The sequence below is a fragment of the Hamadaea sp. genome (assembly GCF_013362815.1).
In the GTDB taxonomy this organism is placed as follows: Bacteria; Actinomycetota; Actinomycetes; order Mycobacteriales; family Micromonosporaceae; genus Hamadaea.
The window spans coordinates 435682-457921 of sequence record NZ_JABFVK010000013.1 but is presented as its reverse complement, the minus strand read 5'-3'; the positions used below and the strand labels follow the sequence as shown (position 1 = coordinate 457921).

General features: G+C 68.6%; 17 protein-coding genes. 5 read left to right on the top strand and 12 right to left on the bottom strand.

Annotated elements, in window-relative coordinates; genetic code table 11:
• Positions 1-120: 120 nt before the first annotated feature.
• The 3 genes from pflB to HOV77_RS07005 all read left to right on the top strand — a co-directional run bounded on the left by pflB (position 121) and on the right by HOV77_RS07005 (position 4292).
• A complete protein-coding gene (gene pflB / locus HOV77_RS07015; RefSeq protein WP_290859182.1) occupies positions 121-2397 on the top strand; it encodes a formate C-acetyltransferase in 2277 nt (758 codons plus the stop codon).
• A 7-nt stretch (positions 2398-2404) separates the two neighbouring features.
• The gene (pflA, locus tag HOV77_RS07010; RefSeq protein ID WP_290859180.1) at positions 2405-3148 is read left to right on the top strand and encodes a pyruvate formate-lyase-activating protein; all 744 of its coding nucleotides are present in this window, start codon (positions 2405-2407) and stop codon (positions 3146-3148) included.
• 106 nt (positions 3149-3254) lie between these two features.
• Complete coding sequence (locus HOV77_RS07005) at positions 3255-4292, top strand: zinc-dependent alcohol dehydrogenase family protein (protein ID WP_290859177.1); 1038 nt, start codon at positions 3255-3257, stop codon at positions 4290-4292.
• An 85-nt stretch (positions 4293-4377) separates the two neighbouring features.
• Here HOV77_RS07005 and HOV77_RS07000 read toward each other — a convergent pair whose 3' ends face one another.
• The 11 genes from HOV77_RS07000 to HOV77_RS06950 all read right to left on the bottom strand — a co-directional run bounded on the left by HOV77_RS07000 (position 4378) and on the right by HOV77_RS06950 (position 16060).
• Entirely contained in the window at positions 4378-5085 is a 708-nt protein-coding gene (locus HOV77_RS07000) for a SigB/SigF/SigG family RNA polymerase sigma factor (RefSeq protein ID WP_290859692.1), read from the bottom strand.
• A gap of 162 nt (positions 5086-5247) precedes the next feature.
• Positions 5248-6813 carry an FAD-dependent oxidoreductase gene (locus tag HOV77_RS06995; RefSeq protein WP_290859175.1) on the bottom strand — a complete coding sequence of 522 codons (1566 nt, stop codon included), beginning with the start codon at positions 6811-6813 and terminating at the stop codon, positions 5248-5250.
• Positions 6810-7949: a cellulase family glycosylhydrolase gene (locus tag HOV77_RS06990; protein ID WP_290859173.1), complete on the bottom strand. Its 1140-nt coding sequence runs from the start codon at positions 7947-7949 to the stop codon at positions 6810-6812. Before HOV77_RS06990 ends, HOV77_RS06995 begins: the two co-directional genes overlap by 4 nt.
• Positions 7946-8464 (bottom strand): acetylxylan esterase, encoded by a 519-nt coding sequence (locus tag HOV77_RS06985; RefSeq protein ID WP_290859171.1) that lies wholly within the window; start codon positions 8462-8464, stop codon positions 7946-7948. The genes HOV77_RS06990 and HOV77_RS06985 overlap by 4 nt, the downstream gene beginning before the upstream one ends.
• 10 nt (positions 8465-8474) lie before the next feature.
• Complete coding sequence (locus HOV77_RS06980) at positions 8475-9281, bottom strand: hypothetical protein (protein ID WP_290859169.1); 807 nt, start codon at positions 9279-9281, stop codon at positions 8475-8477.
• Positions 9278-10165 (bottom strand): carbohydrate ABC transporter permease, encoded by an 888-nt coding sequence (locus tag HOV77_RS06975; protein ID WP_290859167.1) that lies wholly within the window; start codon positions 10163-10165, stop codon positions 9278-9280. Before HOV77_RS06975 ends, HOV77_RS06980 begins: the two co-directional genes overlap by 4 nt.
• Complete coding sequence (locus HOV77_RS06970; RefSeq protein WP_290859164.1) at positions 10162-11079, bottom strand: sugar ABC transporter permease; 918 nt, start codon at positions 11077-11079, stop codon at positions 10162-10164. The genes HOV77_RS06975 and HOV77_RS06970 overlap by 4 nt, the downstream gene beginning before the upstream one ends.
• Before the next feature lie 63 nt (positions 11080-11142).
• A complete protein-coding gene (locus HOV77_RS06965; protein ID WP_290859162.1) occupies positions 11143-12504 on the bottom strand; it encodes a sugar ABC transporter substrate-binding protein in 1362 nt (453 codons plus the stop codon).
• Positions 12505-12557: 53 nt separating this feature from the next.
• A complete protein-coding gene (locus HOV77_RS06960) occupies positions 12558-13826 on the bottom strand; it encodes an enolase C-terminal domain-like protein (RefSeq protein ID WP_290859160.1) in 1269 nt (422 codons plus the stop codon).
• A complete protein-coding gene (locus HOV77_RS06955) occupies positions 13823-14755 on the bottom strand; it encodes an NAD(P)-dependent oxidoreductase (RefSeq protein ID WP_290859158.1) in 933 nt (310 codons plus the stop codon). The genes HOV77_RS06960 and HOV77_RS06955 overlap by 4 nt, the downstream gene beginning before the upstream one ends.
• A 306-nt stretch (positions 14756-15061) precedes the next feature.
• Positions 15062-16060, bottom strand: coding sequence for a LacI family DNA-binding transcriptional regulator (locus HOV77_RS06950; RefSeq protein ID WP_290859156.1), 999 nt, complete (start codon positions 16058-16060; stop codon positions 15062-15064).
• A 133-nt stretch (positions 16061-16193) separates the two neighbouring features.
• Between HOV77_RS06950 and HOV77_RS06945 the strand changes: the two genes are divergently transcribed.
• Positions 16194-19715, top strand: coding sequence for a hypothetical protein (locus HOV77_RS06945; protein ID WP_290859154.1), 3522 nt, complete (start codon positions 16194-16196; stop codon positions 19713-19715).
• Positions 19716-19753: 38 nt separating this feature from the next.
• On the opposite strand, the gene HOV77_RS06940 is transcribed toward HOV77_RS06945, so the two are convergent.
• The gene (locus tag HOV77_RS06940) at positions 19754-20476 is read right to left on the bottom strand and encodes a helix-turn-helix transcriptional regulator (RefSeq protein WP_290859152.1); all 723 of its coding nucleotides are present in this window, start codon (positions 20474-20476) and stop codon (positions 19754-19756) included.
• A gap of 45 nt (positions 20477-20521) precedes the next feature.
• Here HOV77_RS06940 and HOV77_RS06935 point away from each other — a divergent pair, with 45 nt between their 5' ends.
• Positions 20522-22090: an FAD-dependent oxidoreductase gene (locus HOV77_RS06935; RefSeq protein WP_363259772.1), complete on the top strand. Its 1569-nt coding sequence runs from the start codon at positions 20522-20524 to the stop codon at positions 22088-22090.
• The last annotated feature ends 150 nt before the right edge of the window (positions 22091-22240 follow it).

Below are 22240 nucleotides of genomic sequence, written 5' to 3'. Positions count from 1 at the left end.
CCCGCTGCGGGCCTAAGGTCCCGAGCCGCGGTGAGGCTCACACCGCGCCGATGACCTTGGTCCCTACCCGGCGTAGCCCTCAGTTGCGACGCTGAGCGCGGACCCGAGAAGGGATCGAAGATGAGCCTCATCACCAGAACGCAATGGCCTGCCGGGGATGGCGTCGAAGCGACTGCCGCCTGGCGCGGTTTCCGCGGCGGCGCCTGGCGCGACCAGATCGACGTCGCCGGATTCATCCGGGAGAACATGCGGCCGTACGAAGGCGACGGCGCCTTCCTCGCCGGGCCAACCGAGCGCACCACGACGCTGTGGCACAAGCTGACCGGGCTGTTCGCGGAGGAACGCCGCCGCGGCCTCTACGACGTCGACGCGAGCACCCCCGCGTCCATCACCGCGCACGCGCCGGGCTACATCGACGCCGATCTCGAACTGATCGTCGGCCTGCAGACCGACGCACCGCTGCGCCGGGCCATCATGCCGAACGGTGGATACCGCATGGTCGAGGCCGGGCTGCGGGCGTACGGCTATTGGCCGGACCCGAAGGTACGCGAGATCTTCACAAAGTATCGCAAGACCCACAACGACGGCGTCTTCGACGCGTACACGCCGCAGATCCTGGCCGCCCGCAAGGCCGGCGTCATCACCGGCCTGCCGGACGCGTACGGCCGGGGTCGCATCATCGGCGATTACCGCCGCGTCGCGCACTACGGCGTCGACGCCTTGGCCGAGGCCAAGCGGGCGGAGAGGGCGCGCCTGGACCCTCGACGCGCGAGCGCCGACGTGATCCGCGATCGGGAGGAGCTGGCCGAGCAGATCCGTGCGCTCGACGAGCTTAAGCGCATGGCCGCCGCGTACGGTTGCGACATCTCCGGCCCGGCGCAGACGGCCCGGGAGGCGGTGCAGTGGCTGTACTTCGGCTTCCTCGCGGCTGCCAAGGAGCAGAACGGCGCGGCGATGTCGCTCGGCCGCACCTCGAGCTTCCTCGACGTCTACCTGGAACGCGACATCGCCGAGGGCCGTCTGAGCGAATCCGCGGCCCAGGAGCTGATCGACGATTTCGTCATCAAACTGCGCATCATCCGATTCCTGCGGACACCCGAATACGACCAGCTGTTCTCCGGCGACCCGACCTGGGTCACCGAATGCCTCGGCGGGATGGCCGAGGACGGTCGCACGCTGGTCACCCGCACCTCGTTCCGCTTCCTGCAGACGCTGTACAACCTCGGCCCGGCCCCCGAACCCAACCTCACGGTGCTGTGGTCGCCGCGGCTTCCCGAGGCGTTCAAGCAGTTCTGCGCGCAGGTCTCACTCGACACCAGCGCCATCCAGTACGAAAACGACGAGCTGCTACGCCCGTACCTCGGCGACGACACCGCCATCGCCTGCTGCGTCTCGGGTATGCGGGTGGGCAAGGACATGCAATTCTTCGGCGCACGCGCCAATCTCGCCAAGGCCTTGTTGTACGCGATCAACGGCGGTCGCGATGAGATGACCGGAGCGCAAGTCGCCCCGCCGACTCCCCCGGTGACCGGGGAGGTGCTCGGGTTCGAGGAGGTGTGGCAGGCGTACGACCAGGTGCTCGACTGGCTGGCGGAGACCTATGTGGACGCGCTGAACACCATCCACTACATGCACGACAAGTACGCCTACGAGCGCGTCCAGATGGCGCTGCACGACTACCCGGTTCGGCGTTTCCTGGCCACCGGGATCGCCGGGCTCTCCGTCGCCGTCGACAGCCTTTCGGCGATCCGGTACGCGAAGGTCAGCCCCGTCCGCGATGAGACCGGCCTCGTCGTCGACTACATGGTCACGGGCGACTTCCCCGCGTACGGCAACAACGACGACCGAGCCGACGACCTCGCCGTTCAGCTGGTCGAGGCGTTCATGGCGAAAGTACGCCGCCAGCCCACCTACCGGGCCTCGATCCCGACGCTGTCGGTGCTCACCATCACCTCCAACGTGGTGTACGGCAAGCACACCGGCAACACCCCGGACGGGCGGCGGGCCGGCGAGCCGTTCGCGCCCGGGGCGAACCCGATGAACGGGCGCGATCGGCACGGTGTCGTCGCCTCGGCGCTGTCGGTGGCCAAGCTGCCGTTCGACCACGCCCGCGACGGGATTTCCCTTACCACGACGGTGATTCCGGACAGCCTCGGGCGTACGCCGGACGAGCGGGTGGCCAATCTCGCGGGCGTCCTCGACGCGTACGCCGACACCGGTGGCTATCACATGAACGTCAACGTTCTGCGCCGCGAGACGCTGCTCGACGCGATGGCGCATCCGGACAAGTACCCCCAGCTGACGATCCGCGTGTCCGGGTACGCCGTGAACTTCGTGCGGCTCACTCCGGAGCAGCAGCGCGACGTGCTCAGCCGGACCTTCCACCAGTCGATGTGAGGCAGTCATGGCGGCGTGGCGGACGGTCGAGGGCAAGGTGCACTCGTGGGACATCTCCACCGGTGTAGACGGCCCCGGTACGCGATTCGTCGTGTTCACCGCGGGTTGCCCGCTGCGCTGCTTGTACTGCCACAATCCCGAGACCTGGCGACTGCGCGACGGCGTACCGGCGAGTGCGGGCGAACTGATCGACCGGGCCGCCCCATTCCGCCGGTTCATCGAGGTGAGCGGGGGCGGGTTCACCGTCAGCGGCGGCGAACCGCTCCTGCAACCGGCCCTCACTCGAGCGCTGTTGACCGGCGCCCGGGAGCTGGGTCTGCGTACCGCTTTGGACACCTCGGGCTTCCTGGGTGCACGCGCCGACGAAGCATTGCTTGACGCGACGGATCTGGTACTGCTGGACATCAAGGCTTGGCAGCCACAGACCTACCGCGCGCTCACGAGCGCCGCGCTGACTCCGACGCTCACATTCGCCCGGCGGCTCGCTGCGGCTCGCAAGCCGGTGTGGATCCGCTTCGTGGTGGTGCCCGGCTGGACAGACGACGCCGCGCAGGTCGATGGGATCGCCGAGTTCGCAGCCTCGCTGGGAAACGTCGAACGCGTCGACGTGTTGCCGTTCCATCGTTTGGGTGCGCCCAAGTACGCGCGCCTGGGCCTGCGATTCCCGCTCGCCGAGGTCGCTCCGCCCCCGGCCGAGGTCGTGGATCGCGTACGCCGGCAGTTCGAAGCGGCCGGGCTCGTCGCGGTGTGAGCAGGACCTTCGGCCCGCAGGTGTATCCTCTTCGCCCCTCATCGCCGCCTGGCCGAAGCGAAACGCTAGAGGAGCAGAAGATCCACACCAATCGAGGAGGTTGGACATGAAGGCGCTCGTCTTCGGCGGCCCCGGAGAGAAGAGCTGGACCCAGGTCCCGGACCCGGTCGTCCAGGATCCGCGCGACGCGATCATCCGGATCGACGCGGTCACCATCTGCGGCACCGATCTGCACATTCTCAAGGGCGACGTCCCCGCCGTCGAGCCCGGCCGAGTCCTCGGCCACGAAGCAGTGGGCACCGTCGTCGACGTCGGCAGCGGGATCACCGGCCTAACCGAAGGGGACAGGGTTCTGGCCTCGTGCATCTCCGCCTGCGGGACCTGCCATTACTGCCGTCAGGGCAGCTACGGCCAGTGCCTCGGCGGAGGCGGCTGGATTCTCGGACACAAAGTCGACGGCGTTCAGGCGCAGTACGCCCGCCTGCCGTTCGCGGACCTCTCCACCTACAAGCTGCCGGCGCAGGTCTCCGACGAGGCGGCCGTGATGCTGGCCGACATACTCCCGACCTCCTACGAGGTGGGTGTCCTAAACGGCAAGGTGCGGCCCGGCGACGTCGTCGCCATCGTCGGCGCGGGACCGATCGGGCTCGCCGCGGTGCTCACCGCCAAGTTGTTCTCACCGAGTCACATCGTCGTCGTCGACAAGGCTTACAGCCGTCTACAGGCGGCCAAGCAGTTCGGCGCGGACATCACCGTACGCCCGGACGGCGACCCGCTGGAGGTGCTGCGCTCGATCACCAGCGGCCTCGGCGCAGACGTGGTCGTGGAGGCAGTCGGCATCCCGGAGACCTTCGAGCTGTGCACCAGCCTCGTGCGCCCTGGCGGACACGTGGCGAACATCGGCGTACACGGCAAGGCGGCCACCTTGCATCTGGAGGACCTCTGGATCCGCAACGTCACCATCACCACCGGACTGGTCGACACCTACTCGACTCCGGCTCTGCTCACGATGCTCGAAGCCGGACAGCTCGACGTCGAGCGCATGGTCACGCACCGGTTCACGCTCGACGAATTCCCCCAGGCGTACGAGGTCTTCGGCGATGCCGCGACTTCAGGTGCGCTCAAGGTCGTCCTGACCCGCTGACGTTCACCGGCCCGTCAAGTCCGCCGAGGAGGGCGCCGCCGTACGCACGGCGGCGCCCTCCGAACCGCCCGGAGGCGGTTCGGGGTCATCCGTCAGCGAACTGGCCGCGTAACGTCGCAAGAATCCGGGAGAGCCGCCGTGAGATCTGCATGTGGTTGACCCCGATCCGGTCGGCGATCTGCCGCTGTGTCATGTGCTCGATGAACCTAAGCCGCAGGATCTCCTGGTCGCGTGGCCGGAGGCTGGCTACTGCCTGGCGGAGTACCTGCCGGTCAAGCATTTGCTCGATCGCTGGGTCGGGATGCCCGAGCACTTCGCGGAGGAGATACCCGCCGCCAGGTTGCGTCGGGGCGTCTATCGAGTGGACCGTGTAGGCAGACGCGCACTGCATCGCCTCCCGGACTTCTGCCGACGAAAGGTGGAGTTGCGCGCCGATCTCCGCAGCGGTCGGCGTATGTTGCAGCCGCTGGCATATGTCCGGGAAAGCGGCAGATATCGCCACGTAGTGTTCCTTGGGACCACGGCTCACATGCAACATCCAGCCATGATCGCGAAAGTGACGGCGCAGGGCGCCCACGATGGTGGGGACCGCGAACGCGACGAATGGCCTGCCCAATCCCGGGTCGAACCGATTAGCCGCAGTGATCAAGCCGACGACCGCGACCTGAGTCAGGTCGTCCATCTCCTCACCTCGCTGCCGGAATCGAGCGGCGAGCCGACGAGCAAGAGGGAGATGGGTATGAATGAGTTCTTGTCGACTGAGGCCATCTACCGCTGGTAGACATTCCTCCACACCTCGCTCGGCATGCCGCTGGTCGCTGAATGCCGCGACCGTCCAATCGTCACGCACGGCGTGGTGGACTTCCCATTGGCTCACGATTCCAGGGTGCGCGCACGGAATGGCCCGAACCCAGTGTCTGCCTGCCTCCGCCGTTGGGACCTTCGGCCTACACCGTCAATACACCCGGTGGGTGCGGACATCCTCGGGCCACGACAGCGTCACGCCCAGAACCCCGGTAAGAACCCGCTGGTATTCCCGGAGTTCGATGACATCGGAGCGAACCGCCCGAGGAGCCGTCTTCCGGTCGAGGCAGTACGCCGCAAGCGCCCCGGCCGCCTCACCGACGCTCCACTCGACCGGGTGCAGGCGGTAGCAGCCGTTGGTGATGTGGGTGGTGCCGATGCACTTTCCGGCGGCGATGAGGTTGTCGACTCGGCGGGGGATGAGTGCGCCGAGCGGGATTTGGAACGGGTAGGACTCGATGTCGACGTACGTTCGCCCGGCGGTGCTGGGGTGCAGGTCGATGCGGTAGTGGCCGATGCCGACGCTGTCGGCGAAGATTTCGCTGCCCGCGCCGGGTGGGCGGGCGGTGACCCCGACATGTTGCTCCAGGATGGTGAATTCGGCGTGGATGCGGCGCGATTCGCGGATGTATGGGGCGAGTGCAAGTCCGTCGGAGGTGCCCGTGACGTCGCTGCGCAGCCGCAGGCCGGGGTAGCCGGCTTCGGTTTGCATCCAGTGGAGGAAGGACAGCGACAGGTCGCGTGCGCCGTCGAGCGCGGCTGTGCGCGTTGCTTCGTCGACGCCGAGCAGAGGTTTCTGCCAATAGTCGATCTGTGGCCAGTTGACCAATGTGATGTCAGTGAATTCCGGGCCGGTGAGCTGGCCGGCGGCCAGGATGCGCCGGTAGTGCCACAGGTCGTCGCCGCCCGGCGTACCGACGAACAGTGGCCGGTGACGGGTCCGGAGGCTTATCGGTTCGACGTCGGTCCAGGACAGCTGTGGTCCGGGCCAGAACGGAGCCATCTCCGTACGCCAGAAGTCGTATCCGGTGGGGCGGTCGATGGTGTGGTCTTCGCCCGGTCGGTGTTCGATCGCGAAGCACCAGGAGATCGCCTGCTGGTCGAGCGGATCGGCGACGGCTGGTGCATGTGGTTCGCCGGTGGTGTCCTGCCCTTCCGCACCGATGACGTGCTCGACCTCCGCGAGGGCAAGCACGTCACCGAGTTCCGTGGCATCGAGGATGTAGTCGGCCGTGACGATGATGGGCGTACCGTCGGGGCGGCGCAGGGTGACGGCGGTGATCCGGTCTCCGGCAGTTTCGGCTGCCGTCGGTTCGTGGCGGAGCAGAACCGTCACGCGACCGGCAGAACGCCACGGCGCGAGCATCTGGTAGATGACGGCCACGGCGGCCCGGGGCTCGTGGCAGAGCCGGCTCACGTGCCCGAGGCCTGGGTTGAGGTGCGGATCGGCGGCTGCGTGAGCGGTCAACGGATAGTTGTCGCGATAATAGCGGCGGATGCGGCGCCGGAAGTCGGCGTACCCGGCGGCGGTGAGTGGGGTTTCGATCCAGGTGTTCTCGTCTGGTGGCACCGCCTGGCTGGTCAGCTGGCCGCCGAGCCACTCGGTGGGCTCGGTGAGGATCACGGTACGGCCCAGCTTGGCCGCAGCGAGGGCGGCGGCGACACCGCCCACTCCCCCGCCGACGATCAGAACTTCGGCATGCAGTTCGGAACTCATGCGGCGCTCGCCTTCTCGCGTACGATGCGCGGCCCGGCGTCGCTGCGCAGCTGTGCGAACCACTGCTCTGCGAAGTCCAGGTCCGGGACCGTGTCGAAGGGCAGCACCAAAGCTTCCGGCCCGGGACCCACCCGCGTGTCCCGGGTGCGCAGGTCGGCGATGACGTCGCGGACGCGTGCGCCGACTGGCTTGACCCTGTTCGTCGCGTCGATCAGGCCCAGGCCGTATTCCAGCTCGTCGAAACCGGTGAAGCGGCGGTCGATGTCATGCGACGCCCACCAGGTCACCGCCTCGACTTCGGGGATCGAGGCGATCCGGCGCAGCATCCGCTCGGCGAAGTCCGGCACGGTGGAATGCTCGAGCCACAGCTCGGACACGCCGACTTCCTGCACCCACAGAGGTTTGCGCGTTCCGTCCATAGCGGCCAGTGCGACCTGCGCAAGGTAGTCGGGGATCGCCCACGCGCCGTGCTCCAGCTCACCGAAGCGGCGCAAGGCCCCGGTGAAATACGGCCACGCGTGGATCGCCACCAGGTCCGACCCCGCCACGACGGCATCCGCGGTGAGCGCGCAATCACCCGTCAGCCAAGGCTCATGATCCACGCCGACAGTCATTGGTACGCCGAGAGCCCCGCCGCGGGCGGCGGCAAGCATGCGATGCGCCCAATCGTCGCAGCTACCAGGCGGCAGGTTCGCTTGTCGCATGAGGACGTTGGGTTCGTTGCCGACGTCGAGGCACCACAGGGCGGGGTGTCCGGCGACGGTCCGGCCGACTTCCGACACGAGGGACGCGGCCGCCTCAACGGCGACGGGGTCGGTGAACGGGTCGTTGTGCCGCAGCCAGGCGGGCCGGAAGTCGAATCCGCTCAGCCAGCCGTCGAGCACGGTCGGGCAGACGGCGAGCCCGCGTTCGTGGGCGAGATCGAGCAGCTGGACGAGCCGGGTCAGCATCACCGGAGACACGTACGCCGGGTTCGGCTGGAACAGCGGCCACAGGCACTGGATGCGGATGTGGTCGAAGCCCATCTCCCGGATCACGTCCAGGTCCTCGGCGATGTCGCGGTCGTTCCAGTCGACCCAGGCGTACCACCAGTTGCGGCTGGGCAGGTAGTTGACGCCGTAACGGAGCTCGGTCACGACGCCACCCGGGCGGCGACGAACTCGGCCTGCAGAGGCCATTGACTCGCCGCACCACCTTCATGGTCGTCGATCCCCCGAGTCATGACACCGCTGGCCGCCGGTCCACTGCCGTGCGGGTCCGGAGTGACCCCGCCGACGCCCCACATCGCGCCCTGGCCCCGGGTGTCCATGACGAAGCACGCGGAACCCGCCGCCACCCACGGAAGCCATTCGTGGGGCAGACCACGGCCCGAGCCGTAGCCGAGGTACTGCACGACGACCGGCACCGGACCGTCTGCGCCGGACGGGATCAGCAGCCATCCGGCGATCGGCTCACCGGCGTACCCGGAGAACCGGACGTCGAAGACGCGACAGGCGGTCAGCGGCGTGCCGACGGGCGTGAACGCCGGTTCGTCACCGCCGGCGCGCGCCACGGCGAGCGTACGCGTCCAGAACTCGTCGAAGTCGGCGGGCTGGCGGATGTCAGGCCGGTACGCGCGAAGCTCGTCGAGGCTAAAGTCGAAGCGGGGCATGGCTTTCCGTTCAGTAGCGTCCGGTATGGACAGTGAGGGTGACCGTCGAGGTGACGACGGCCGCGGGGGCGAGCGTCACCGTTCCCAGCTCGTCGGCGGGATGGTCGTAACGTTGGGAGGCCGGTTCCACCGCGAGCGCGTCGGCGGCGGCGTACCAGGGGAATCCGGTGGTGGCGCGGCGTTCTTGCCACACGTACGCCCGCCCGAGCAGCCCGACGTCCCAGTCGAGTTCGACGCAGACGCCGCTCGAACCGAGAATGCGCGCGTGGCCTGTCGCGACGGGCCGATCCTCGAAGGCGCCGGTTCCGAGCGGGACGACGGCCACCTTCGTGTCGTCGAGCTCCACCTGCCCGCCGTCGAAGATTGCGGCGTCGAAGGACGGATGTTCGGCCCAGCCGAAGCGGACCTCGGCCGGACCAACGTTCCGTACCGTCGTGGTGACCCGCACAGCGCCGGGCCTGACCTCGATCGCGCGGTCGATGGACAGCGGCACGGTACGCAGAAGCACCGACGCGCGGCAGCCAGTGGCCGAGACCGGCTCGAGTCGCCACCTCCGCCAGGCCGCCTCGCCGTGGAACGGCTGCGCGATGGTGCCGACCGTTGCCGGGCCGAGTGGACGGGGCAGCAGCAGGTGCCATCCGCCCCGGTAACGCCGGTGCCATTCGGCTGCCGAACCGGCCATCGGCGGCCCGTCGTCGAGCCCGGCCCACGGCGTACGCAGCAGCAATTCACGACCGGAGGCGCGGATTGAGGAGATACACCCGCCGTCGGCGAGGATCTCAGCGTCCAGCCGGTCCGTTCCGATCCGGACGCTCACCCCTTCAGCGCTCCCGAGTTGCCGGCCGCTCGCAGGAACTGCCGCTGGAAAACGAGGAACAACGCCACCGGGATGATCACGGAGATGAACAGCGCCGCCATGAACTGCGCGAAGTCCCCGGAGGTCTCCAGGCGCGGCAGCGCCACCGAGATCGGCTGATCCTCCGGGTTCGGCAGCACCAGCAGCGGCCACAGGAACTCCTTATACGCGCCGACAAGCGTCAGCAGGCTCACCACGCCCAGGATCGGCCGGGACATCGGCAGGACGAGCGAGACGAAGATCCGGAATGGGCCGGCGCCGTCGATCCGGGCGGCCTCGAACAGGTCGCCCGGGATGGCGGCGAAGAAGCGCTGCATGAGCAGGACGTTGACCGCGTTGGCCGAGGCGGGCAGCCAAACCGCCCACAGGGTGCCGATCAGGTTGGTGTGCAGGAACGGCACGTCCATCACGGTCAGGTAGAGCGAGACCAGTGAAATGACGCCGGGGATGAACAGGGTGGCGAGGATCGCAGCGTAGACCGCTTTGGCGTACCGGGGTTTGAGGACGGCCAGCCCGTAGCCGCCCGTCGTCGCGACCAGCAGTCCGAAGAACAGGGATCCGGCCATGAGCCACAGGGTGTTGACGAAGTAGCGGGCGAAGTCGACCTTCGTCCACACCTCGGCAAAGGTGCCCCAGTGAACGCCGCTCGGCCACAGCGAGAACGGCGCGGACAGCGTCTCAGTCGACGTGGAGGTGGCCGCCTTGAACAGCCAGAACAGCGGCCCGACGCACAGCACGACGAGCACGGTGAACACCAGCACTCGGACGACGCCGAGCGCGACGCGTACGCCGGGTCGCCGCCGGTCGAGGCGGGACAGGATGCTGCGTTCGGTTTCGGCGCTCATGACGTGCTCCATCGCTTGGTCGCCCGCAGGTAGATCCAGGACAACGCCGACAACGCGGCCGCCAGCAGCAGGCTCAGCGCGGTCGCGCGCCCGTAGTCGCCGGATACGAAGGCGTACCGGTAGATCAGCATGAGGATGGTGACGGTGTGGTTCTCGGGACCGCCGTTGGTCATGATGTACGGCTCGGTGAACACCTGGAAGGTGCCGATCAGCTGCAGCAACAGCATGACGAGCAGTACGCCGCGCATCTGCGGCAGAGTGACGTGCCAGAACCGGCGGAACGCACCGGCGCCGTCGGTCTCGGCGGCGTCGTATAGCTCGGTCTGTACACCCATGAGAGTGGCGAGATAGATGATGGTCGCCGTGCCGAACGACGCCCAGGTGGCCTGCAGCACGATGGACGGCATCGCGAGATCGCCGTCGTTGAGCCAGGCCAGCGGCCCGAGCCCGAACCACCCGAGCGCGGTGTTGAGCACGCCGGTGGGGCTGGGGTCGAAGAACGCCTTCCAGAGCAGGACGGCCACGACCGGCGGGAAGATCACCGGGAGGTAGACCAGGACCGAGGCCAGTCCGCGAGTACGCCGCAGCTCGGCGATGACCACCGCGAACAGGATCGGCACCGGGAAGCCGATCACCAACGCCAGGACCGCGAACCACAGGGTGTTCAGCGACGCCGTGATCAGCAGCGGATCCTGCAAGACCCGGCTGAAGTTGTCCAGGCCGACCCATTCGGTCGTCAGGAAGTTGGTGCGCTGAACGCTCAGCGGCAGCGACCGCAGAATCGGCCACCAGGAGAACAATCCGAACGCCATGAGCATGGGCAAGAAGAAGACCAGTGTGGACAGCCCCCCTCGGCGTACCCATTGAAGGGGACCGCGCGGGCGGGACCGAGTCGGAGCGGTCAGGGCAATCACCTCGTGTCTCGGTGTGTCGCCGCGCCGCGGATTCACGCGGCGCGGCGACTGAGCGGTCGATGGTCAGCCAGCGTCGATGATCGCCTGGACCTTGCGCTGGGCGTCAGCCAGCAGGGCGTTGATGTCGGCGTCCTTGCGGGTGAGAACGGCCTGGATCACCGTGTCGAGGGTGCCGTAGGTTTCCTGAGCCTTGACTGGCGGCTCGGGGACGAGAGCCACGCTCTGCGCGGTGGCGAAGAACGAGGCGTAGTTCTGGCGCGGAACGTTGACGTAGTCCTTGACCCAGGCGAGGTACTTGTCGGTGGTGGCCTGGTCGAACAGCGGCAGCGCGGGCGCGCCGACCGGCTGCTTGTCCGCGGCCTTCGCCTTGGCGTCGGCGACGGCCTCCTGCTCGCTGCTGTACTTGCGGAAGTTGTCGAACTCCAGCCACTTGATCGCGGCCTTGACCTCGTTCGCCGACGCCCGCGGATTGATGATCGCCACCGTGCCGCCGCCAAGCGTGCCCAGGCCGTTGGTGGCTTGCGGCAGCGGCGCGAGACCGAAGTCGTCGGGCTTCATGCCCATGTTCGACACAACCATCGAGTACGCGTCCGCACCTTGCACGAACATGCCGACCTTGCCACCGGCGAACGCCTTCATGGCGTCGTTGTAGCCGAGCAGGAAGTTCGAGCCGAACGTGTTGTCGTCCCAGCGCAGCGATCGGTAGAACTGCAAGGCACTGCGAGTGGCGTCATTGTCCACAGTGGCCTTCTTGCCGTCCACCGTTTGGATGGTGCTGCCGTTGGCGTAGCTCATCGTGGTGAGCACCCAGCCGCCCGTGTTGTCCTTCGTCATGCTGGCGAAGCCCTGCACACCGGTCGCCGTCTGGATCGCCTTGGCCGCGGACCGCACTTCGTCCCAGGTGGTCGGGGGCTTGTCCGGGTCCAGGCCGGCCTTCTTGAACAGGTCGCGGTTGTAGAGCAGACCCATGCTGTACGCCTGGATCGGCACGCCGTAGATGTGGTCGGAGGAGTCCTTGGTCACCTTGAGGATGGCCGGGTTGATCCGGCTGACCGCCGAGTCGGCGGGCAGCGCGCTGGTGATGTCGGCGATCTGCTTGCGGGCGATCAGGCCCTGCATCTCGGTGAACGGAACGTAGAAGACGGTCGGCAGCTTGCCCCCGGCGAGCTGGGCCTGGAAGGTGCGGATGTCGAAGACGGCTTCGTCGCCGACGACTTTGATGTCGGGGTTGGCCGCGGTGAAGTCGGTGATCTTGCGCTTGAAGGCGTCCAGCTGCTTCGGCTGCTGGGCCGTCGGCATGCCGGCGACGGTGATCGATACTGGTCCGGATTTCTCGTTGTCCGACCCGCTGCAGCCGGCGGCCAGGGCGAGGGCCGCGACGGCGAGGACTGCCGGCGCGAGAATCCGTCTTCTGGTGCTTCTCATGAGTCTCCTCGCAGAATTCGTTGGGCTGGATCCCCGTGGGAGCGGTGCGTGGATCAGGGCGCGATGAGCGCCCCGTCTCGGCCGCGCACGCGCGCGGCCCAGGCGTCATGACCGGCCAGACCGGCCGGATAGCGGGCGGCGGCCGTCTCGTCGAGGTCGATGCCCCAGCCCGGCGTTTCGTGGGGACGCAGCCAGCCACGCTCGATGCGCAGCGTGCCGGGGAAGACCTCGTGGACGGCATCGGCGTACACGTGCCCCTCTTGGATGCCGAACGCCGGGCTCGTCACATCCAAGGCGACGTTGGCCGCCGCGCCGATCGGCGACGTGTCACCCGGCGCATGCCAGGCGGTGCGGACGCCGACCAGTTCCGCGGCGGCCGCGATCTTCCGGGCCGCGGTGAGCCCACCGATGCCCGAGATGTGCGAACGGATGAAGTCCACCCCGCCGCCGAGCACCAGCCGGGCCGCATCGGTGAGCGAGGTGGTCAGTTCACCCACGGCCAGGGGCACCGGCGAGGCCGCGCGGACTTCCGGCAGCCGGTCCCAGTGCTCCGGCGCGACGACGTCTTCCAAGAAGAACAAGCGGTACGCCTCAAGCGAGCGCGCGAGGACGACAGCCTGTTTCGGAGTAAGCCGCGAATGCACGTCGTGCAGCAGGGCGATGTCGGGTCCCAGCCGATCCCGGGCGGCCGCGAACAGTTCCGGCGTACGCCGGAGGTATTCCTCGACGTCCCAACCATCGGCGTACGCGTAGTCGGAGGCGGTCGACGGGAGGGCAGGTGCGCCGTAGTGACCGGTGCCTGCCTGTCCGGTTTGCAGGCGGATGTGCCGCAGACCCTGCTCACGAAGCCGTTCGGCGTGATCGAGGGTCTCCGCCACAGTCGCCCCGGCGGCGTGCAAGTAGGTGTCGGCGGCCGCGCGTACCTTGCCGCCGAGGAGCTCGTGCACGGGACGCCCGGCGCGCTTGCCCGCGATGTCCCAGAGCGCCTGGTCGAGACCGGAGATGGCGTTGTTGCCGACCGGTCCCTCGCGCCAGTACGAGGAGAACCGCGCGAGCCGGATCAGGTCCTCGATGTCGCCGGGATACCGCCCGACGACCAGCCGGGCCAGGTGCTCCTCGACGTAGGCGGCGACGGCCTTCCAGCGTTGCGTGAAGGTGGCGCAGCCCAGCCCGTACAGGCCGTCGTCGCTGGTCTCGACCTTCACGACCAGCAGCGGAATCCCTTCGGGGGCGGTCGCGATCGCCCGCACCCGGGTGATGCGCACGTCGTCGGGCGCCTCCCAGGGCTGGGCGAAGGCGGGCAGCACCGGCTGCGTACTCATGCGGATGCCTCCAGGGTCTGGCTGTCGTCGATCGAGATGGTGGGGGCGTCTATCGAGATGGTGGGGGCGTTTATCGAGATGGTGGGGGCCCAGCCGAGGACCCGGCGCGCGGCCGACGTGTCGACCGGCGCCTGCCGCCCGGCGAAGGTCCGGCGGCGTTCGACACCGTCGGCATACCGGTCTAGCAGGTCTTCAGTGGGTTCGGCCATGATCGTGTCCGCCGCCGTGACGAGCAAGGTGTGCATCCCGGCGACCGGCTCGGTCAGACCGCGGAGGATGGCGTCCACGGCGTCCGTCATCTCCAGGTACGCCCAGCCCTCCCGGGCGAGGCGGGCGGCCTCACCGGGGGCGGCGAGCATTTGCGGCACCGTCTTGCGGAGGACGTCCAGCTCTCGCACCAGCGGGAAACGGAGCGCGACGACGGTCATGTCCCAGCGGCTGGCGGCGTACGCGCCGATGCGCTCGTCCACCCACTTGGACAGCGAGTACGCGTCGTCGTGCGCCTCCGGTGAAGCCTCGTCCAGCGGGTAGTACGCCGGTTTGACGTCGTGCCGGTTCATCGGTACGCCGAACGCGTTGATCGAGCTGGCGATGACCGCCCGGCGTACGCCCGCCTCACCGGCCGCCGCGAGGACGGTGAAGGTGGCCGAGGTGTTGCCGACGAACACCGCCCGGGGCGTGTCGAGGCTCGGATGGGCCGTCGCCGCGAGGTGGACGACGGCGTCGACGTCGGCCAGCGCCTCGCGTACCAGGTCTTCGTCGGCGGCGTCGCCGGTGACGACCCGGTCCGCCCGGGTGGGCGCGGACCAGGTGCGAGACAGCCCGGTGACCGCGACGCCGCGATCGGCGAGCGCCTCCACCGTGGGCCGACCGAGCGTCCCGTCGGCGCCGGTGACCAACACCCGGGCGGGTGGGATGAGCTTCGGCACGCGCGTCAACCTCACAGTCGAGATGGATTTTGCGAAACTGCTTTCGCAGCAGAGAAACACACGTCCTTCGGCAATGTCAACACCCGGTTACGACCGGCGCACAAGAAAATGACCGTCCTGGTAGGACGGTCATGCGCGGCCCCGCTTCGGCGCTGGATCAGGGTTCCAGGTCGAATCTTGGCCGGAATACGACCCAGATCCGTGATCTGGCGGGACGGACGTCGCGTCAGGAAGACGGGCGTCGCGTCAGGAAGAGGGGCGTCGCGTCAGGAAGAGGGGCGTCGCGTCAGGAAGAGGGGCGTCGCGTCAGGAAGAGGGGCCGAGCACCAGCGTCGGCGGCACGAGATGTTCGCCCGGCGTGCGATCGGGCGCGAGCACGTCGGCCGCGGCCAGCCGCCCGAGCCGGTGCAGTTCCAGGTCGACGGTGGTGAGCCGGCGGGTGCTCTGGTCGAGGACCACGCCTTCCCAGTTGTCGACGCCGACCACGGCGACGTCCTCGGGCACCCGGAGGCCCCGAGCTTGGCAGACGCCCAGTACGCCCAGCCCGATGTGGTCGTTGCCGCAGAACACGGCGTCGATTTCAGCGCCCGAGTCGAGCAACGCGGACATGGCATCGGCGCCGGAGTCGCTGGCCCAGGTCCCGAACCGGGTCGGCCCGGCCTGCTGGAGCCCGGCTGCCGTGAGTTCCGCGCGCATCCCCCGCTCGCGGAGCTGGACCGCGATGCTGCCGGCCGTCCCGGTGATGTGTGCGATGCGGGTGCGGCCCCGCTCGATCAGATGCCGGGTCGCACGCCGCCCGGCCCCCTCGTTGTCAGGAAGGTAGACGACGTCGTCGAGATGGTCGGACGCGGCGAACGCGTAGGTGACCGGTACGCTGAAATGATGGGTCACCGAGGGCGAGACCCGCTCGTGGCCGTCGCCGACGACGAGCAGACCGTCGATGCGACGCGCCTGCAGCTCACGGATGCTGTTCGTGATCTCGCGAGGCACGAGCAGGTCCTCGTCGAACACCAGTGAGGCCTGCTGGAGTTCGCCGAGCTGGAGCACCGCCCCGATGAGGACCGGCCCGGCGAACGTGCTGGCCGCCCGGTAGGTCAGCACGCCGATCGTGCGGCTGCGCCCGAGCGCGAACGAACGGGCCAGCGCGTTCGGTTGGAAATCGAGCCGTTCGGCGATCTCGCGTACGCGTGCCCGGGTCTCCTCCGAGATGCGATCGCCCCCGTTCAGGGCTTTCGACGCGGTGGACAGCGACACCCCGGCGATCGCCGCGATGTCGCTCAACCGGATGTTGCGGTCCGACGGCATATCGGAAGCATACCGACGCGAAGCCGTTGACAGCGGTGCGGGCACCCGCGCAAAATCGCCCCAGCGCGAAACCGCTTTCGCAGCCTCATCACCCTCAGCAACGCGCTCGTCCGACGCTCATTGAGGAGTGCCCATGCCTGTCCCCGTCCGACTACCTCGCCCTCGTCCGAAGCTGGCCTTGCTGTCGTGCTTGGCCGCTGTCCTCGCGCTGGCGGCGCCGCCCCAGCCCGCCGCCGCGGCCACCGGCCCGGTCGTCATCGGCGACTTCGAAAACGGCACCAGTCCCTGGTTCCCCGTCACCTCGAGTGGTGCTACTGCGACCCTCGGCACCACCACCGACTCCCCGGCCGGCGGCAACGCCTCGGCTCGCATACAGGCGAACGCGCCGACCGGAACCGTCGAGATGGCGCGCTCGGTCGCCTCCCTCGACCTGCAGCGACTCGACCTGTCCGTACGCAGTGCCGAGCTCACCGGGCTCGTGCTGCGCCTGACCGACAGCACCGGGCAGGCGCATCAGCAGACCCTCACGCTCTCCCCCGGCACGCAGTGGCAGAAGCTCTCGATCACCACCTTCGCCGGAGGGCTGCAGTACGGGCACTGGGGCGGCGCCAACGACGGCGTCTGGCACGGTCCCCTGACCCAGATCTCCCTGCTCATCGACGCTTTCCGGATCAAGCCCGGCCCGACGGTGACGCTGGACGTCGATGACGTCGTGGTCCAAGGACCGCCGCCGGCCCTGGCCATCCGGCCGACGACGCTCGGCAACGCCTTCTCCACCGGCGACACCGTGGCCTTCGGCGTCGACACCGCCGCCACGTCGCTCAGCTGGACGGCGCGCGACGCGTACGGAGCGGTCGTCGCTTCGGGTTCGGGCACTCCCGCCCAGCTCGGCAACACCATCACCCTGGGCACGCTGCCGACCGGCTGGTACACGGTCGCCATCGCTGCCGTCCAGCCCGACGGCAGCACCGTCACCGGCGGCACCGACATCTCGGTGTTGCCCGCCAGTACGCTGCGCGAACGGCGCATCGGCGCATCCGCCCACTACGGCGGAACCTGGCCGGCCGCGTCCGCCCCGTTGCTCGGCGAAGCCGGTCTCGGCTTCGCACGGGATGAGGCGTACTGGTCGGAGGTCGAGCAGACCAAGGGCGTCTACGCCTTCCCGGCTCGAGTCGACAACGCCGTTACGGCGCTGCGCGCGAACGACGTCGACTCCCTGCAGATCCTCGACTACGGCAACGCCCTCTACCACTCCGGCGAAGCACCGGCGACCGACGCCGGGCGCGCCGGATTCGCCGGGTACGCCCTCGCTTCAGCCGACCACTTCGGCACTACCCACGCCGCGTACGAGGTGTGGAACGAGTGGAACATCCGCGACGCCACCGGCCCCGCCGGGGCCACACCGCAGAACTACGTCGCGCTGCTGGCCGCCACCGCCACCAAGGTGAAGGCCGCGCATCCCGACGCGATCATCGCCGGTCCCGCGCTCGCGCCGATGAACGACTGGCAGAGCTGGCTCGACGGCTTCATCGCCGCAGGCGGACTGGACTACATCGACGCTTCCACCACCCACCCCTACAACTTCACCGCCGAGCCCGAGGCTTTCGAAGCGCACGTGGCGATCCTGCGGCAGAAGTTCGCCGCGGCCGGCCATGCGGACATGCCGATCTGGTTCACCGAGCAGGGCTGGTACACGACTGCCACCCCGCCCGGTGTGACAGCGGGGGTCCAAGCCCGCAACCTCGCCCGAGCCCAGTTGCTGGCCCTCGGCAATGGCATCGGCCGGTACACCGTCTACGACTTCAAGGACGACGGCACCAGCCCGACCGATCCCGAGCACAACTTCGGGATGATCCGCAACCAGAGTGACGCGCGGGGGGCGTACGCCCCGAAGCCGGCGTTCACCGCACAAGGCGTGCTCACTCGTCAGACCGCCGACCGCGCGGTACGCAGTGTGCTGTCCGTGGGCACCGGCCGGTACGGCGTCGAGTTCGGCCCGCGTACGGGGGAACCGAGCGCGACGCGGATGCAGGCGCTGTGGGCGTTGACCCCGCAGACCTGGAGCGTTCAGGCGACCGGTCCGGTCAGCGTCACCAGCCTCTATGGCAGCGCCGCGGTCGTCGAGCCGGACGCCGACGGGCGCGTACACGTCTCGGTCGGTCCCGAGCCGGTCTACCTGCAGGGCGCGCTGGGTCAGGTCGCGACCGCCTCACCGTTCTCGCTGACCGTCACCGAAGCGGTCGGTGGGGTCGCACCCGACGCGACCTGGCGCATCGCCAACCCGGGTAGCTCCGCCCGTAGCCTGTCGCTCGTCTCGGACGGGCTCACGACGACGGCCACCGTGCCCGCCGCGACGACGCAGGACGTGCCGGCTCAGTTGGCGCCGTCCTCGGTCGGTACGCGTACGTGGGCCGCGGTCGTTCAGGAAGGCGGGCACACCATCGGCGTACTGGCGGCGACTGCGCAGGTCCAGCCCGCGTTACAACTGACCGGCACGCACGCGCTCTCGGCGACTGGTGCTGACGTGCTGCGACTCAAGGTCCTCAACCGCAGCAGCCACGCCGTACGCCTTGACGGCGTCGCCTGGAACGTCGGCGGAACCAGCGGAACAGTGCTCGCCGGGACGCAGATCGACGGCCGAGCCACTGCCGTGCAAGACATTCCGCTGACGACCTTCGGAACCTGGTCGGCGACCGTCGCCGGGCCGTCAACTGATACGGCGACCGGCGTCGTCGTGCCGGCCGGCGCCGCCGCGGTGGACGTGCCCTACCAGGCTGTCACGGTCGACGGAGTCGTGGACTCCGCGCTGGCGAACCTGCCCGCCCAGACCCTCGGCGCGGCCGAGCAGACGATCACCGGCTGGGGCGGGCTATCCGACATGAGCGGAAGCCTGTGGATCACCCATGACGACGACCGCCTCTACATCACCGCCCGGATCACCGACGACGTCCACACGCAGCCGGCGCGCGATGCCTCCATCTGGCAAGGCGACAGCCTCCAGCTCGGTTCGTCACCCGGCTGGCCCGGCGAGGGCATCTCGCCGGTGGGTGAGATCGGCACCGCGTTGACCGACGCCGGACCGGTCGACCTCACCCGCTGGCTACCGGTCAGCGGCGGCACGACCGGCCTCACCGCCATGGTGAAGCGGGACGAGGCGGCGAAGACGACCACCTACGAGCTCGCAGCGACGTGGGCCGCACTCGGCGTCGACCCGGCCGACCGGGTCATGGCCGCGACCGTCGCCGTCAACGAGAACGACGGCTCCGGCCGCCGAGGCTGGAGCAGTTGGGGCAAGGGCGTCGCCGAGTCGAAGAACCCGAGCCTGTTCCACGCCTTGCGGCTCATGCCGCCCGGCGGGGACGAGGTCGACCTGTCCACCCGTGCGCTCTCGGTCTGCCAGACCTCCGGCAGTGCCGTCACCGTGGAGGCGACGAACCGCGAGAAGTCACCGGCGACGGTACGCGTCACCACGCCGTGGGGCACGAAGGAATTCCGCGACGTCGCGCCCGGTACGCGCGCCACTCAGACATTCATGGCCGGATCGGTCGCGCTTTCGGCGGGGAAGGTGACCGTCGACGCCTCGGTGGTGGATGCCGACGGGCGGCCGGCGTACCAGGTCCGGCGGGTGCCGTACCCACCACTCATCTGTCCCTGACATGGCTGCTGAGCGGCGGCGGGACGGTCCGCCGCCGCTCACACTCGGCTGTCTTCCCGGTATCGCGACGGTGATTGCCCGGTACGCGCGCTGACGACCCGGCTGAGGTAGAACGCGCTGCGGTATCCGCACCGCTCGGCGATCGCCTGCAGGGTGTCGTCGGTCTCCACCAGCAGCTCACGGGCTTTCTGCAGCCGGACCCCGCGCAGATACGCCGCCGGGGTGACGCCACGTACGGCCCGGAACCGCCGCGAGAGCTGCGCCGGGCTGATCCCGAGCTCGGCGGCGAGCCGGTTGAGCGATAGATCCGGCCGGGCGAACTGATCCAGCAGGTACGCCGTCGCCTGGCGGACCAGGTCGTCCTCGGGCGCTTCGGACTGGCCGAGCACCATCAGGACGAGGTCGGCGACGACGTGAGCCGCCACCAGATCGGCGTGCGCCCGGGCCGCTTCGAGCATCCGGAGATCGACGCGGAGCCGATCGAGATCCCGTACGCGGGTGAGCCCGCTCGGCGGCTCCAGCTCCGTGCGGAAGCGAGCGTGGAATAAGGATGTCGGTGTCAGCATCCGCCGCCGGAGTGTTCCGCCGGGCGGGCAGACGACGACGTCGTGGCTTTGCGCCACACCCTGCCCACCCGTCGACAGTTCGAAGGCGAACGACCCGGTCCGGGCCAGCAGCAGACACCAGGTCTCGTAGGTGTCGACGGCTCGGCTGAACCGGTCCCGAACCGGAGCCAGCAGGTAACCGTCCAGCTCGATCATGGCAAGAAAGTACATGCTCATGCTCAAAGTCGCTATGTACAGGGAATGCTTCGCTCAGCGAAAGTACATGCCATGACTTCGACGAAGACGGCCGACGTTTGCGTCTACGGAGGCACACCGGCGGGTTGCGTTGCCGCGATGACCGCCCATCAGGAGGGCGCGTCCGTCATCCTCATCGAGCCGAGCCGGTGGCTCGGCGGCATGCTCAGCGCCGGCATCAAGCCGCGACAGGACTGCCCGGTTCCGGCGGCGGTCGGGGGCCTGACCCGCGACGTCATCCTGGAGCTCGGCGAAGACCCGCGCGACATCTTGCGCGGTTTCCACGAATGGATCGCCGGCGCCGGCCTCCCCGTGATCTTCGAGCGTCGCGTCCGCTCGGTACGCCGAGACGGCAACCGCATCGTCGCCCTCCAGCTCGAAACCTCCCAGCCCGACCGGTGGGGTGTGCCGTTACCCGCCTCCGAGTCGGTCGCCGACGTCGTCGTGGCGGCTTCCGTCTTCATCGACGCCTCGTACGAGGGCGACGTGATGGCCTTGGCCGGTGTGCCCTACCGCACCGGGCGCGAATCGCGGGATGCCTTCGGCGAACAGGTCGCCGGGGTGTGCCCGGTCACGAATTGGACCCCCATCGACCCGTACGCCGTGCCCGGCGACAGCGGCAGTGGGCTGCTCCCCCACCTCGAAGCAGATCACGGGCGACCCGTCGGTGCCGCCGACGAGTACACGCAGGCGTACAACTTCCGCTGGTACGCCACCACCGATCCCGCGAGGCGAGCCGAATTCACCCCACCCGCCGATTACGACCCCGCCGATTACGAGCTGATCCGGCGATACGTCCGCCACCAGGGCGATGACCTGGAGGCACTGCGCGGCGTCTTCCCCGGCTGGCTCAATTCGGGCGAGTACAACTACCAGCGGGCTTCCCTGTTCAGCAACGCTCCCCTCGGCCTGAGCCGGGCCTACCAGGACGGCGACTGGGATGAACGATCGCGGATCTGGCGACTCCACATCGACTATCTCCGCGGCCTGCACCACTTCCTGTCGACCGATCCGGCCGTCCCCACCGAATTCCGGGCCGAGACCGCCGCGTACGGGCTCGACGCGTCCGTGTTCCCAGACACCTACGGCTGGCCGCCTCAGCTGTACGTACGGGTGTCGCGCCGGCTCCACGGCCAATACACGGTCACGCACGCTGACGTGCTGAACCACACAGATCCCGCCGACAGCGTCGGTCTCGCGCTTTTCGGGGTCGACATCTATCCGACCCGGCGGATTCCCCATCGCCATCCGCGTACCGGGCAGCTCGGCGTGGCGACCGAAGGCGACATGTTCATCGGCGGGCACATGGGCACCGGCACGCCGTATCCGATCTCCTACCGGGCGATCACACCGAAGCGGTCCGACTGCGGCAATCTCCTGGTCCCCGTCTGCCTTTCCGCCACCCACGTCGGCTACGCCGCCACCCGGATGGAGCCCGTGTTCTGCGTACTGGCCGAATCCGCCGCAGTCGCCGCGGTACAGGCCCTCGCCAAGCAGATCGATGTGCAGGACATCGACTCCGACGCGCTCCAATCCCGCATCCTCGAACGTCGGCAAGTGATCACCTGGTCTTGACAGCCTCTTGAGCAATACAACAGCGTCCCGCTAAGGCGACTTACCGCCGAGCAGACGCGAGGTTAGCCGCTGATCCGGCGCCCTCAGCTGCCAATTGTCGTATTCAAGGAGGCGAAAGTCAGATACATCGCGCCTGGAGCCGTTTATTAT